This is a genomic window from Burkholderia sp. HI2761 (assembly GCF_002223355.1).
Lineage (GTDB): Bacteria > Pseudomonadota > Gammaproteobacteria > Burkholderiales > Burkholderiaceae > Burkholderia.
In genome coordinates this window covers 816,174-830,481 of sequence record NZ_NKFN01000004.1, presented here as the reverse complement: position 1 = coordinate 830,481, position 14,308 = coordinate 816,174, and the positions used below count along the sequence as shown (strand labels likewise).

General features: G+C 66.9%; 9 protein-coding genes. All 9 read right to left on the bottom strand.

Features of this window, described 5'->3' with window-relative positions; translation table 11 throughout:
* Positions 1 to 7: 7 nt before the first annotated feature.
* Positions 8 to 391, bottom strand: a complete 384-nt coding sequence (locus CFB46_RS10520; protein ID WP_089499949.1) for a CpaD family pilus assembly lipoprotein — start codon at positions 389 to 391, stop codon at positions 8 to 10.
* A gap of 14 nt (positions 392 to 405) precedes the next feature.
* Positions 406 to 1,788 carry a type II and III secretion system protein family protein gene (locus tag CFB46_RS10515; RefSeq protein ID WP_027784113.1) on the bottom strand — a complete coding sequence of 461 codons (1,383 nt, stop codon included), beginning with the start codon at positions 1,786 to 1,788 and terminating at the stop codon, positions 406 to 408.
* Positions 1,789 to 1,851: 63 nt separating this feature from the next.
* Positions 1,852 to 2,874, bottom strand: a complete 1,023-nt coding sequence (gene cpaB / locus CFB46_RS10510; RefSeq protein ID WP_089499948.1) for a Flp pilus assembly protein CpaB — start codon at positions 2,872 to 2,874, stop codon at positions 1,852 to 1,854.
* Positions 2,875 to 2,891: 17 nt separating this feature from the next.
* Entirely contained in the window at positions 2,892 to 3,374 is a 483-nt protein-coding gene (locus CFB46_RS10505; RefSeq protein WP_089500388.1) for an A24 family peptidase, read from the bottom strand.
* Positions 3,375 to 3,463: 89 nt separating this feature from the next.
* Positions 3,464 to 3,646 carry a Flp family type IVb pilin gene (locus tag CFB46_RS10500; RefSeq protein WP_027784110.1) on the bottom strand — a complete coding sequence of 61 codons (183 nt, stop codon included), beginning with the start codon at positions 3,644 to 3,646 and terminating at the stop codon, positions 3,464 to 3,466.
* 887 nt (positions 3,647 to 4,533) lie between these two features.
* A complete protein-coding gene (locus CFB46_RS10495; RefSeq protein WP_089499947.1) occupies positions 4,534 to 7,113 on the bottom strand; it encodes an EAL domain-containing protein in 2,580 nt (859 codons plus the stop codon).
* Between the two features lie 56 nt (positions 7,114 to 7,169).
* Positions 7,170 to 10,859: a response regulator gene (locus tag CFB46_RS10490; protein ID WP_089499946.1), complete on the bottom strand. Its 3,690-nt coding sequence runs from the start codon at positions 10,857 to 10,859 to the stop codon at positions 7,170 to 7,172.
* A 43-nt stretch (positions 10,860 to 10,902) separates the two neighbouring features.
* The gene (locus CFB46_RS10485; protein WP_089499945.1) at positions 10,903 to 12,138 is read right to left on the bottom strand and encodes an ABC transporter substrate-binding protein; all 1,236 of its coding nucleotides are present in this window, start codon (positions 12,136 to 12,138) and stop codon (positions 10,903 to 10,905) included.
* A gap of 401 nt (positions 12,139 to 12,539) precedes the next feature.
* Positions 12,540 to 14,294, bottom strand: a complete 1,755-nt coding sequence (locus CFB46_RS10480) for a ShlB/FhaC/HecB family hemolysin secretion/activation protein (RefSeq protein ID WP_373558189.1) — start codon at positions 14,292 to 14,294, stop codon at positions 12,540 to 12,542.
* Between the last annotated feature and the right edge of the window lie 14 nt (positions 14,295 to 14,308).

Here is a 14,308-nt window from a genome sequence, read left to right as displayed (position 1 = left end):
AAGTGGATCAATGACCGGGCGAGCCGGTCGTCGTCAATGTCTTGCCCGGCGCGGGCTGCTTCACGCGATCCTCGACGTAGCGGCGCACCGCGTCGGCCGCGACTTGCGCATCGGCGCCGCCGTACGGCACGGGCGCGACGAGGTCCTCCGGCCGTGCGAGCATCGTCGCGAGATTCGTGTACGTCGCGCAGCCGAACGGCACGCCGGGCCGCCCGAACCCTGCATCGACGAGATGCGACGGCTGCATCAGCTTCGCGCAGTCGGGCGGCACCGCACGTACGCCGTCGAAGCCGATCGCGCGTGCGTCGGGCAGGTTGATCGGCGGCGGCGTCGACAGGCAGGCCGCGAGCGCCAGCGGCAACGATGCGGTGAACAGGGTTCGAATTAGCATGCGCGCGCCTCCGGTCAGTACACGAAGCCCGCAGCGCCGACGAGACGCGGCGTGTCGCCCGACAGCATGTCGAGCCCGAGATTGCGCTGAATCGCGAACTCGAGATCGCTGCTCGGCCGCGCGACGGTGTCGAGCGCCTGCTCGAGCTGGCCGGGCCCGGTCGGCTGCACGATGTACGGCGTCACGATCACGACGACCTCGGTCTTGTTGTCCTGGAAGTTCTTCGACGAAAACAACCGGCCGATGATCGGCAGCCGGCCGAGCCCCGGGATCTGCGACACGGTGTTGGCCGTCTGGCTCTGCAGCAGCCCGCCGATCGCGAAGCTCTGCCCGCTCGACAGCTCGACCGTCGTCTCCACGCGCCGCACGGAGAGCCCCGGCACCGTGACGCCGCCGGTCGTCACGCTGTTGCTCGGATCGACCTCGCTCACTTCGGGGCGCACCTTCAGGCTGATCCGGTTGTCGGCGAGCACGGTCGGCGTGAAGTCGAGCGACACGCCGAACGGCTTGAACTCGACCGTGATCGCGCCGGTCGTGGTGCCGGCCTGCGCGACCGGAATCGGGATTTCGCCGCCCGCGAGGAAGCTCGCGGTCTGGCCGGACATCGCGGTGAGATTCGGCTCCGCGAGCATCGTGATCAGCCCTTCCTGATCGAGCGCGTCGAGCACGACGTCGATCGACCAGCGTCCCGTATGGAAGCCGCCCAGCACCGAATACGCACCGCTCGGCGCCAGGTTGAACAGCTTGTTCGTCGGATCGAACAGCGTACGCCCGTTGAACAGCCCGCCGATGAAGTTGCCTGCCGCGCCGAGCGAACTCCAGTTGATGCCGAGCTGCTGCGTGATGTTGCGGCTCACTTCCGTCACGCGCACACGCAGGTTCACCTGAATCGGGCGCGACAGCGTGAGCCGGTTGACGATCTTTTCCTTGTCGCTCACATAAGGCGCGAGCGATTGCATCACCGCGTCCGCGTCGGCCGCGCTCGGCACCTTGCCCGACACCATCAGCGAGCCCGGCGCGCCGGACACCGACAGCTTCAACTGCGGAAACCGGCTGTCGAGCACCGTCTGCAGCGATGCGGTGTCGACTTGCACGATCACGGTCCTGCGCAGGATCGGCCGATGATTCGCGCCGAGCGCGATCAGCGTGGTCGTGCCGGCCTTCTTGCCGAACACGAATACGGTGCGCGGCGACGGCACCTGAATGTCCGCGATGCTCGGGTCCGCGACGAACATCGCGGTCGCCGGTTCCGGCAGCGACAGCATCTCGCCCTTGCCGGTCGCGATCGACAACGCCGCGCCGGCGTCCGCCGCCTGGGCGCGCTGCGCGAGCGCGGCGCCCGGCGCGACGACGCAGGCCAGGCACCAGAAAGCGATCCAACGAACCATGCGCACCATGCGTGTTCCCGTCAAATGCCGGCCGTCGGGCGGCCGGTTCCGAATCGACATCTCGTCATCGCGTCACTGCGCGGCCGCCGCCCGCGGCACTTGCGCCGTCGCGTCGGCGGCGGCATTGCCGGCCGCGGGCGCAGGCGGCATGCCCGGCCAGCCGGACGGCAGCGGCGGAATACCGGGCGTGCCGACACCGCCGCCGCCACTGCCGCGCGAGCCGTCGTCCACCGACGAACCGCGATAGATCACGACCGTGTTGCCCTGCGGGGCCGGCCGCGCGCCGGCGTCGGTCCGCGCGGACGGCGAGCGCGTCGCGTCGCGGAACGCGCGCGATACGTCGCCGGCCCACACCGGCGGCGTATCGGGCTCCTGTTCGTCGCCGCCCGCGGCCTCGCGGCGGTCGCTCGTTGCGAAGCTGCGCAGCGCGAGCGACAGTGAACCGAGGCGCGTCGCGACCAGCACGACCTGTGCGGTGCGCGGCGCGACCTCGAGCGTGACCGTCCGCGCGCGCACCGGCGCGTCGGGCGCGCTCGCAGCCGTCTTCGCGCGCTGGAATTCCGAGCCGACCGCGAGCACGCGCGCGCGGCGCACCACCGTCTCCGCTTCGAAGGTCCCGGGTGTCGTCGCGGACCCGCCGATCTGCTGCGTGAGCACGACGTCGACGAAGTCGCCCGGCTGAATCAGCCCTGCGTTGCCCGACACGTCGTCGACCGGTACCGAGATCGCGCGCATGCCCGGTTGCAGCGCGGCCGCGAGAAAGTCCGGCGCGCCGGCCGAAATCACGTTGTCCGCGCGAATCGGCGCACCGGCGTCGACCCGGTTGCGCAGCAGCGCGCCCTTGAGGTCCACGCCCGGCTGGGACTCGACGAACGCACCGGCCGGCACCTGCGCGCGCGGCATGCGCTTCCACGCGAGATCGTTGTCGCGCAGCAGCAGCCCTTCGGGCAGGTCGGCCGCCGCCACGCGCACGTTGACGTCGCTCGACGTGCCGGGCGCCGACGGCGTCGACGCGGAGACATAAAGCTGGCGCAGGATGAACGCACCGACGGCGGCAGCGATGATCAGCACGGCCATTCTCAGAGGTTTGGGCATGGCGGCGTGCGTTCCCGCTAGGTGAGAGAAACCGTGTGGGGAAACGGCGTCCAGACGGCCAGTGCGCCGCCGAACGCGAGCGCGATGCCGTACGGCACGCCGCGCATCTCGATCGCGCGCGCCGGCGCCATGCGACGACGCTGCCACGCAACGGCCGCGAGCACGGCAAGGCCGCATGCGGCGCCGCTCGCACCGACGATCATCAACACCGGGAACGCGAGCGCCGGGCCGGCCCACAGGAACACGGCCGCCGCCAGCTTCACGTCGCCGCCGCCGATCCAGCCGGCGTGACGCAGTCCGCCGAACAGCAGCAGCATCGCCACGGCGGTCGCCACGTGACCGGCGAGCTGCGCGAGCCCTTCGCGCGCGAGCGCGGCCGCGACGAAGTACAGCATGGCGAACGCGAGCACCGTGCGGTTCGACAGGCGCCGCGTGCGCACGTCCTGCAGCACGAGCGACATCAGCACGAGCGTCGCCGCCGACTGTACGAGATAGAGCATCGGAGAGCCGTCCATCGGCGCGCCCCGGCTGGATACGTCGTACCGCGGCGGATCCTTATGTTCGTCGGCGGCGCGCGGGTTCAGGGGGATCAGATCAGCGCGGTGACCTTGTTGATCAGCGACGTGAATATGGCCGGGAGGCCGCCGGTATTGCTGCTCAGGATCACCCCGACCGCCGCCAGCGCGACGACGACGATGCCGGCGAGAACCGCATATTCGAGCGAGCTGACGCCGCGTTCATCGCGCAGCAGGGATTTGACGTAGTGCAGCATGACAACCTCCGTGTGACGGGGTCGGTGATCGACCGTTGAATGTAAAGACGCGGCGTTGCTTCGATGGCGCGCACGGCGTTCGCCCATTCACGACTCATGCGGCAGCCCTGGCATCGGGCATTCGCATCCCCTCGAATCCGTTCGATCGCTGCAACGCGCGGCCGTCTGCAATGGAATCTGCCACCGCCGGCGCTCGCTTGTTGCGTAGCCGCATCGGCACGATGCGGATCAAGCCATTTCGTCTAGGGTATAGACAATTTTTTCGGTGTTTTCAAATAATTTAGCGTCGAAATGTATTTATGAAAATGCCTGTGAAAAAAAGCAAATCCGGATCTCGGTACTCCGGAAATTAATGCCGCCCCAACTCTGTGATCGTCGTCCAAATTAACAACTTTACTGCTTCGCGCGGAATGATGTTCCGGACCGTGCACAATTCATGCATTTATTCAATTTTCGATTACCGGGCGATCCCCCTGGCCGCCCGGGCATCGAATGCCGGTGGGCGTCCGGCGTCACGTCGAGCAACCCGGGCGCTGCCGCCGCTGCCGCACGCTCCCTATCGTACGGAGCGAGTGCCGCGGTTCGTTTTCCTTGCGCCGTGATGGTGATCGATTGACGATTTAGACCTCGAAATTTTCCCGCCAGCCGAAATTCATTCAGCGCTCGCACGGCATCTTTGGGCAATCAATTCGGGCGCACGACGTGCCGCACGAGTTTTGCGCATCGATTGCGGCATCACGACAAGAAACTATCCGGACAGATGCATCGCTTTATCCAGCTGCCTATTCCGCGACAGAAGAATCGGCTCGTCAAACCACCTGAAAATCGGCTCCCGGCGAGATCGCGCCACGCGTCGAAATTCGCGCGCGGCGCATCCCGGCCGCCGCTCAACCGCGATCGCGCGGTTCCGGCGCGTCGAGAAACCGCAGCGGAGACGCGCGCGTGCCGAGGCGGGCCACGCCAAGGTCTGCCCCACTCAGCGACGTGTGCTCGAACCGCTGGAACGACTCGGCAATGTGCTTGCGCAGCAGCGCGACGTCCCATGGCTTGATCAGCAGCTTCTGAACGGATCCGTTGCCGGACGCATCGACGATCGACGCCCCATCGCCGTAGCTGGACAGCAGGATGCGCACGATGTCCGGGTACAGTGCCTTGACACGCTGCAGCAGGTCGACTCCCGATACGCTCGGCATCCGGAAATCCGACACGATCACGCCGACGCGATGCTGGGCGAGCAGGTCGACCGCTTCGTCGGGATCGGTGGTGTCGAGAATCTCGTAGCCGTCGCGGCCGAGCGCCTGCCTGAGCATCTGCAGCACCGCACGGTCGTCGTCCACCAGCAGCAGCGTACGGTGCAGCAGCTCGCGCTGCCGGCAGTGCTCGGGGAGTTCCGAGCCGGCGGACAACATGTCGGCGATCGCGTCGCCGGTGACCGGATGGCTGAAGTAATAGCCCTGCATCGCATGACAGCGATGCCGGTTCAGGAACGACAGCTGTGCTTCCGTTTCCACTCCTTCGGCCACCGTCTCCATGTGCAGCGACTCCGCCATCGCGATGATCGAGCGCGTCAACGACGCGCCTTCCGCGCTGGTGGTGACGTCGCTGAGGAACGAACGGTCGATCTTGACGACGTCGATCGGCAAGTCCTTCAGGTACGACAGACTCGAATAGCCGGTGCCGAAGTCGTCCAGCGACAGCACGACGCCGAGCGTCTTCAGCTCGCGCAACGTTTGTGCGATCGCGTTGCAGTCCTGCATCAGCACGCTTTCGGTCAGCTCCAGTTCGAGCGAGTGCGGTTCGAGACCGGTTTCCGCGAGCGCCGTGCGCACCATCTCGGCCACGTCCTGCTGCCGGAACTGGCGTGCGGACAGATTGACGGCAATCCGAATCGGCGGATGCCCTTCCCGGCGCCACGCGACGGCCTGTGCGCACGCGGTACGCAACACCCATTCCCCGATCGGCAGAATCAGCCCGCTTTCTTCGGCGATCGGGATGAACCGGTCGGGCGGAATCACGCCGATCCCCGGACGTCGCCAGCGAATCAGCGCTTCGACGCCGCTGATCTGGCCGGTCTTGAGATCGACCTTCGGCTGGTAGTACAGCTCCAGTTCGCTGTTCGCGACGGCCTGATGCAGCGCGTTTTCGAGGATGGTCTGCTCTTCGACGCGGGCGCCCAGTTCGCGCGTATAGAAGCTGTAGCAGTTGCGCCCGTGTTCCTTTGCGCAATACAGCGCGGCATCGGCCGTCTTCAGCAGCGTCTCCGCGTCGGTCCCGTCCGTCGGGAAGAGGCTGACGCCGACGCTGGTCGTCACGTGCAGGTCATGCCCGTCGAGCACGAACGGCGCAATGAAGGTATCCAGGATCTTGCGGGCGATGACGTCCGCGTCCGACGGTGTCGGCAGGTTGACCAGCATCACGACGAATTCGTCGCCGCCGAGCCGCGCGACCGTGTCGCCGTCGCGCACGGAGCTTTTCAGGCGCGCGGCGACGACCCGCAGCAGTCCGTCGCCGACCGAGTGGCCGAAGCTGTCGTTGACGTGCTTGAAGCGGTCCAGGTCGAGCACCATCACCGCGATCAGCTGCCCGGTGCGCCGCGCCTGCGACATCGCCTGCTCCATCCGGTCGCCGAGCAGGTTGCGATTCGGCAGGCCGGTCAGCGCGTCGTGATTGGCCAGGTATTCGATGCGCCCCTGCTGCATCTTGCGTTCGGTGATGTCCTGGACGATGCCGCGCAGGATGATCGCGTGGTTCGGGTCGCGGCCGGACTCCGCCTGGTGCAGCACGCAGCGCTCGGTGCCGTCCGCATGGATCAGCCGATGCTCGAGCGAGAACGCGACGCCTTCGGTGCGAAGGCTCGTGTAGGACTGCACGAGCATCGGCTGCTCGTCGGGCGGAACCGCCTGCACGAGTCGTTCGAACGTGGGCGGCGTGTGTGCGGCGTCGAGCCCGAGAATCCGGTACAGCTCCGGCGACCAGTAGCCGTCCGTCCGCCCGGCCTGGTATTCCCAGTTGCCGAGGTGCGCAAGCGCCTGCGCATGCGTGAGGCTGACCTCCGTCGTCGCGAGCTTTTCGACCGCCGCGGCCGCGCGCAGCAGATAGCGGATCCGGTAGCCGAGCAGTTTCCACCGCATCGGCTTGGACACGAAATCGGTTGCGCCCGCATCGAACGCGCTGGCGATCGACGCGTCGTCGTCGTTGCCCGTGAGCATGACGATCGGCACGCGGCGCCCCTCCGGCAACGCACGCAACGCCCGGCAACAGTCGAAGCCGTCGCCGCCGGGCATTTCGACGTCGAGCAGCACGACGACCGGACGATGACGCAGGAACGCGTCGATGCCCTCCTGCGGCCCCGTCGCTTCCTCGACGCGAAAGCCTTCGGGTTCGAGCGTCTCCACGACCAGCATCCGCGTCATTGCGTCGTCATCGATGATCAGAATCGCCGGCACATCGGCATGTTCCTGGTTCACGACCGTCCTCCTGTTTTGCCGACGCGCGATCGCCGTGGCGATCGGCCGGCGTCCATTCAACCTTCGACGCGCTCCGCGATCAGCGCCGCGTGTGCGTGCCCGAATTCCGCGTCCGTACCGGCGACCAGTTCCGCCGCCGCGCGCACGTCGGCGGCGCGCGCCAGCCGCTCGATTTCGCGGCAACGCGCCGACAGCAGGTGCGCACCGACGTTCGCGCTGCTCGATTTCAGCGTATGGGCGGCCAGCTTCAGCGCGTCGGGATCGCCCGCTTCGACCGCCGCATGCATGTCGCGGATCAGCCGCGGCGCATCCGCCGTGAACTGGTCGATGATCCGCGTCAGGATATCCGGACGGCCCGGCCGCTGAAGCGCGCGCAATGCATCGAGCGCCTTGCGGTCGATCACGCTTGCGTCGTCGTCCGGATCGGCGGCGGCTTCGCCGCCCGCTTCCGGATTCGTTTCGACGCCGGCGCCCGTCGGTGCCGCATCGCTTCCGGATGCCGCCGCGCATGCCGCGCCGCCGACATGGCGCGCGAGCACCTGCAGCAGCGCATCGCGGCGGAACGGCTTGCCGAGATAGTCGTCCATGCCCGCGGCCAGGCAGCGCTCGCGATCGCCGCTGAGCGCATTGGCCGTCAACGCGATGACCGGCATACGCGGCGCACCGGCTTCGGCTTCGCGGCGGCGCAACTGCCGCGTCGCCTCGAAGCCGTCGAGCTTCGGCATCTGGCAGTCCATCAGAACGACGTCGAATACGTCGTCCGCCAGCAGTTTCAGTGCCTGCTCGCCGTCGTCGGCCACGGCGACCTGATAGGCGGTGTCCTCCAGCATCGCGAGCGCGATCTGCTGATTCACGACGTTGTCCTCCACCAGCAGCACACGCGCCGAGATCGCGCCGAGCGGTCGGCCCGGGTCCGCGCCGACGTCGTCGGATACCGGCTCGGCCGGCGTCAGCCGCGACGGCATCACGTGCATCGCCGACGCGATGGCCGTATAGAGGTCGGCGCCATGGAGCGGCTTCGTCAGCCGGGCGGCGATGCCGAGTTCGTGCGCGACCTGGATGCTGTCCATCATCTCGAACGCGGTCAGCGTGATGATCCTGAGCGCACGCAGCGACGGATCGTGACGGATGTGCTGCACGAGCGAGATACCGTCCATCCCCGGCATCCGCACGTCGACGATCGCGAGATCGAACGGAGCGCCTTCGGCGACCGCCGCGCGCAACTGCGACAGCGCGTCGTCGCCGCCGATCGCCGTGGCGACGCACAGCTGCCATTCGATCGCATGTTCGAGCAGCACGCTGCGATCGGTTTCGCTGTCGTCCACGATCAGCACCTTCAGGCCGGCGAGCGACGGTCTTGCATCCGCTGCGATGCCGACCTCGCCGGAAGCCGGCTCGAACCGGGTCGTCACGGTAAATACCGAGCCCTTGCCGGGCGTCGATTCGAGCGTGAGCGTGCCGCCCATCATCTCGGCCAGCTGGCGGGAAATCACGAGACCGAGCCCGGTTCCCCCGTATTTGCGCGCGATCGAGTTGTCGGCCTGCTGGAACGGCCGGAACAACTGCGCGGCCACCTGCGGGGCGATGCCGATGCCGCTGTCGGCGATCGCGAACACGATGCGGCCGTCGTCCGAATACGAGGCGCTGAGCTCAACATGCCCGTGCTCGGTGAACTTGATGGCATTGCCCAGCAGGTTCGTGAGCACCTGGCGCAACCGCACCGGGTCGCCGCGCATCCATTCCGGAACGGTGTCGCCGCGCTTGTACACGAGCGCAAGCTCCTTGCGTCGCGCGTTGGGCTCCAGCAGCGCGACGACGTCGTCGAGCAACTGATGCAGATTGAAATCGATGCGCTCCAGCCTCAGCTTGCCCGCCTCGATCTTCGAGAAATCCAGAATGTCGTCGATGAGGACGAGCAGCGTCTCGCCGGATCGATACACGGTGTCGACGAACTTGCGCTGCTTCGACGTCAGCCGCGTGCGCTGCAGCAGTTCGGTCATGCCGAGCACGCCGTTCATCGGCGTGCGGATCTCGTGGCTCATCCGCGCGAGGAACTCCGATTTCGCCGAATTCGCGGCTTCGGCCGTGGCGATCGCCGCCTGCAGATCGACGTCGCGGCGCTCGATTTCGTCGAGCATCATGTTGAAGCCGGCGATCAGCGCCGCGACTTCGTCGCTGCCTTTGTGCGCCATGCGCAACGACAGGTCGCTGCCGCTGCGAATGCGGGCCATCGTGCGCGTCAGTTTCGACAGCGGCCCGGAGATCGACGCACCGAGCCGATGGCTGATCACCAGCCCGCCGATCGCGAGCAGGAACGATACCCCCACGATCATTACGATCGCGGTTGCCACGGCCCGATAGACGTCCGAGACGATGCCGCGCTGCTGAAGATCGACACGCACGGCCTCCTGCTCCGTGTAGGCCGCGAGGCGATTGGCAGTCGTGTCGACGTCAGCGACGATGCCCTGCATGGCCATGTCGTTCGCCAGCATGTCGGACTTCACCGCCAGGATGCGGCGCGCGGAACCCGCCAGCGCCGTGGTCAGCCCGACGACATCCTGTGCACGCTTCGCGTTGCCCGGGCCGTCCGCGACGAGCGCATCGCGCAGCGCGCCGGCGGACGTGGTCAGCGCGCCGATGCTCCTTCGCAGCTCGTCGTCGGCGCGCTTCAGACGGTCGGCGCTGTCGCTTTGCGCGATCATGCGCAGGTCGAACGCCAATGCGTTGATGCCGCCGCTCACGACCGACGACAGCGACTCGACCCGCGCGGCGCGCCGCCGGAATTCGATCGCCTCGTCGAGGCGCTGTCGCGCCTTGACGATCTGCAACGCGAACGGATCCGCGACCTCCGCGAGCTTCGCGTCCAGCGCATCGAGCGACTGCAGCACCCGGTCCTCTTTCGCACGGTAGCGCGGTGCGACGGACGGCTCGGCGAACATGGCGCCGCGCAGCGCGACGAGGCCGTCGTGGCCATCGAGGATGTCGGCCGACACGCGCCCGAGCGCGCTCGTCACGCCCTGCGCGGTCGCGGCATCGAGATTCGGCGCCGCGATCGCGAGCGCATTGCGCGCGCCGTCGATCGACGCCTGCATGCGTTCGCGCAGCGGCGCGAGCCGGTAACGGTTCGGCGCGACGTCGACGCGGCCGGCGGCGGTGATGACGTCCTTGACGTTCATGCGTACCTGATCGAGCGCATGAATCGTCCGGTTGTATGCGGTATTGGCCGCGAGCGCGCCGCTCACCGCCGCATCGGCGTCGTTGTCCAGCCGCCCGGTTTCCTTGCCGATCTCGGTCAGCAACGTGGCGCCCCGTGTCTGCACGCGTTCGATCAGCCGGCGTTCGGCGACGAGTTGCGCATCGCCGCGCAGGCGCTTGTCGACGCCTTCGTTCATCGACCCGAGCATCGTCCGCAGGTCGGTGGACGGTTCGTCGATGCCGTGCCCGTCGATCGCGCGCACGGCGGCCGTGATGCCGGAGATCCGCTGCAATTGCGTTTCGATCTCCGACGACGACTGCTGCCGCTCCGACGCATCCTGGGCGTGCTCGAGCCGGCCGAACTCCACCGCGAGTTCCGCATACGCGCGCTGGAGTTCGTTGCTGCGCACCTGCAGCGGCAGCGATTCCGTCGTCAGCGTGCGCACGCCGGACGCGATGCCGTGCACCGCGATCAGGCTGGTCACGGAAATCGCCACCGCGCCCAGCAGCATCAGGCTGGTGCTGGTGACGAGCTTCGCCTTGATGTCCATGCAGCTCTCCAGGATCGGGATGGCCCGGCGGCCATCCGGCCGCTCATTGCGCCGGCACGGCGAGCGGCGTGACGCGGCCGTGCGCGATTTCGGTGAGGAATACGTCGTTCAGCGCCTGGTGATCGTCGGTGCCCAGGTTGGCCACCAGGCCGCCGAGGTCGAGGTGCCGGATCGATTCGAGCGCCTGCTTCAGCGTCGCCCGGGTCGGTGCCGGCCCCGCGCGGTCCAGCCCGATCAACGCGACCTTCGCGTCGAGGCAGCCCTCGATGTGCACCACGCCGATGTGCTCGTCCGGAAAGCGCTGCGCGATCAGCCGTGCGCAGTCCCGGACCACGGGACGCTCGCTTTGCGGCAGCGGCACGACCTGCGAAATCAGCATGCCGTTCCCTTCGTCGCCGATCAGGCGCAACAGGTCGTCGGTGCCGACGAACGACACCGCCGCGAGACGGGCCGCGAGGCCTTCGCGGTGCGCCGCACGAATGAATGCGGCGACCGGCGTATACGGGCCGACCATGATGACGACGTCCGGCCGCGCGTCGAGTACGGCCGCGAGCCCCGTATTGACCGCCGTCGTGCCACGCCGGAACGTGCCGGTGGCGACGACGTCGAGGCCATGGCGGTGCAGCGCGAGCTGCGTGCCCGCCAGCACCGCGAGCCCGAAGCCGTCGTCCTGGTAGAACACCGCGAAGCGCTTCGCGCGGTCGTGCGCGATCAAGTAATCGACCAGCGCGCGCGTTTCGTCGTCATAGCTCGCCCGGATGTTGAAGACCTCCGGAATGACCGGCCTGCGCAGCGCCATCGCGCCGCTGAACGTACCGACGAGCGGAATGCCGGCGTCCCGGATCATCGGCAGCACCGCGGTGGTCGTCGGCGTGCCGACATAGCCGAACAGCGCAAGGACGTTGCCCCGCTCGATCATTTCCAGCGTGTCGTCCACCGTCCGGTCGGGTTCGTAGCGATCGTCGGCGACGACGAGGTCGATTTTTCGGCCGCGCACGCCGCCGTGAGCATTGGCGTCGTCGAATACGGCTTGCGCGCCGATCAGCAGCCCGTGTCCGAGGCCCGCGGAATTGCCCGATTGCGCGTTGACCATGCCCAGGCGGATCGTGTCGCCGGTCACGCCGGGTTCCGCCGCGAAGCCGGCGTCCTGGCCGCTCAGTGCGGCGCCGCACGCGATCAGCGCCAGCGCCTGCCTGGCGCGGGGACGCGTGAGTGCGTGCAGTACGTTCGAAAGCCAGGTGCCGGAACACATCCGTGTGGCTGACACACTCTCGTCCATGTTGGGCTCCCGTTCGGCCCCCGATTGTTCTGATTTGATGGCGTGCCCCCGCCGCATGCCGCACCGCTGCCGTGGTGCGAGTCAATTAGTCATATATATAGGTGGCATACGTCGCGACTGCAAGGCGGAGGAGCGGAGCGGCGCAGTTTGGCGCAGGTTGTTCCGCTGCGGGGGCGGGATGCGAGTGGACGCGACCGCGCGGGATCGCCTTTCGGTGTTTCGGTATGGTTGTCAGTATGGTGATTGGTTGCGGAAATCGATGTGCGAGGGCCGGACGCCCGCGGCCTGTTACGAACGTTCGGCGGGGTGCAACGGGGGCCGAGACCGCGCGCGACGACTTCGAACTCGCCTTCGGGGTATCAGGAGTCTACGTGTCGGAGAAGTACCTTGGCTCATTGTCTTCAGAACTGAGCGGTCACCTGAAAACCGAGCGTCACACGTGCCGTCGGAAAACCTGACGGCTTGTAGACAGGCGTACCCGCGAAGAGATCGTACGCATAGGAGCCGAATCGCGTGCCGATATTCCCCTTCACGCCGATCACAGCACCCGCCAGTTGCGTGCCGACGAGTGCGATCGGCTGCGGCCCCCATACGCGGCCATAATCGAGCCCCGCATAGAGCGCCTGCCCCGTCTGCCCAATCGGCGCCTGTAGCTCGTTGCGCCAGTAGAAGCCGCGTGCGGAGGCCAGCATCGTTTCACCGTCGAAGCCGCGTACCGTGTAGCGACTGCCAATCGTCAAGTCGTCGATGTAGTACAGCGTGTTCCCGGTGTACTGGCCGTGGAGTGTGCCGACATAGCGGAATGGCTGCTTACCGATCGCAAAGGGCACCGACAGGTTCGCGTCGAGCGCTGCCATCTTGAAGCGATAGGTCGGCCCGCCCCCCGCCGCGAACGCATCGTCCTGAGCGCCCAACCCGCCGCCCCCTTGACGATATGCAAGCGAGCCGTCGAACTGCGCGCCGCCGAAATAGTGGCGGTCGGTCAGACCGAGTTCGATGATCGTGTTGTTACGGCGCTGCTGCGAAATCTCGGTATCCTCAATAAAGCTCTTACCAAAACGGCGGGATAGCCGGAAGTACGCGCCGAGCACGTCGCTCTTGCTGCGCGCCAGCACCCGAGCCAGCTTGAAGTCGACCGTCTTCGAGTTGCCGCTCGCGACGAACGTCTGATTCACGCCCGCGATCTGCTGGTAGTAGGTGTTCGTGTACGCCGATAGCGTGGCCGTCCAGTAACCCCACGGAATCGAATAGAAGCCATTCCAGCCGTGCGAGCCGAGCCGCTTGTCGCCGAACTCAAGGTCTTGGCTCACGCCGACGTTGAAGGTATCGTTCAGGCCGAGCGGGTTATCGATGCCGACCGACAGGTTGCCTTGCAGCTTGCCGGTGGCGCGCGTGCCGGAGTTGTCGATCGATGCGACGACGGTCCACGGCTTGCCGCGCTTCACGTCGAGCATGACGTCGCTTTCGCCGGGGAGGTCGCCTGGCACGATCTGCATCGAGACGTCCTGGCTCGACACGCGCTTCATCTGCTCCAGACCTTGCTCCAGGTCGCGCAGATTCAATACTTCACCATCGCCGGTCGGGAATGCAGTTTTCCATGTGCCGCGCAGCTTTTCATCTGAGAAACGGATGCGCCGGATCGTGCCGGGAATCAGCGACAGTTTCAGCGTACCGGTCGACAGATCTTGTTCGGGGACGAGCACGCGCGTGGTGACGTAGCCGCGCGCCAGAATTGCCTGAGATAGCCCCTTGACCAGCACGTCAACGCCTTGCTTGCCGACGCATTGCCCGGCGTAGTGGTTCAGCCAGTCGCGCGCAAACGCGAAGCGATCCATTGGCAGCGCCGACGCACCTTGTGCCTTCACTGCGTCGGGCAACGACGCGGGCACATCGAGCGTGAAGCGATCAATACGAAAGCACGGCGTTTCCGTGGGAAGCGTCGGATATGCTTCGATCTTCGGCACGTCAGAGCGCATCGAAGGCGCACGTACGGCCGCGTCACGTTGCTGCGCGTCGCGTTGCTGCTGCGCTTGTCGATCCTGCTCCGCGTTCGCCCTCGCCGCCGCCCCTTGGTCAGCAGGCGTGGGGACCTGCTGCGCCTGCACCCCGAGCGATACCAAGGCTATGACCGGCAAGGCTACTAACCGCTTTATCATATCCATCTAAATTT

Excerpts from the sequence above, each read along its gene's own strand:
- CFB46_RS10520 (WP_089499949.1), bottom strand. The coding sequence starts at position 391 with ATGCTAATTCGAACCCTGTTCACCGCATCGTTGCCGCTGGCGCTCGCG.
- CFB46_RS10515 (WP_027784113.1), bottom strand. The coding sequence starts at position 1,788 with ATGGTGCGCATGGTTCGTTGGATCGCTTTCTGGTGCCTGGCCTGCGTC.
- cpaB (WP_089499948.1), bottom strand. The coding sequence starts at position 2,874 with ATGCCCAAACCTCTGAGAATGGCCGTGCTGATCATCGCTGCCGCCGTC.
- CFB46_RS10505 (WP_089500388.1), bottom strand. The coding sequence starts at position 3,374 with ATGCTCTATCTCGTACAGTCGGCGGCGACGCTCGTGCTGATGTCGCTC.
- CFB46_RS10500 (WP_027784110.1), bottom strand. The coding sequence starts at position 3,646 with ATGCTGCACTACGTCAAATCCCTGCTGCGCGATGAACGCGGCGTCAGC.
- CFB46_RS10490 (WP_089499946.1), bottom strand. The coding sequence starts at position 10,859 with ATGGACATCAAGGCGAAGCTCGTCACCAGCACCAGCCTGATGCTGCTG.
- CFB46_RS10485 (WP_089499945.1), bottom strand. The coding sequence starts at position 12,138 with ATGGACGAGAGTGTGTCAGCCACACGGATGTGTTCCGGCACCTGGCTT.
- CFB46_RS10480 (WP_373558189.1), bottom strand. The coding sequence starts at position 14,294 with ATGATAAAGCGGTTAGTAGCCTTGCCGGTCATAGCCTTGGTATCGCTC.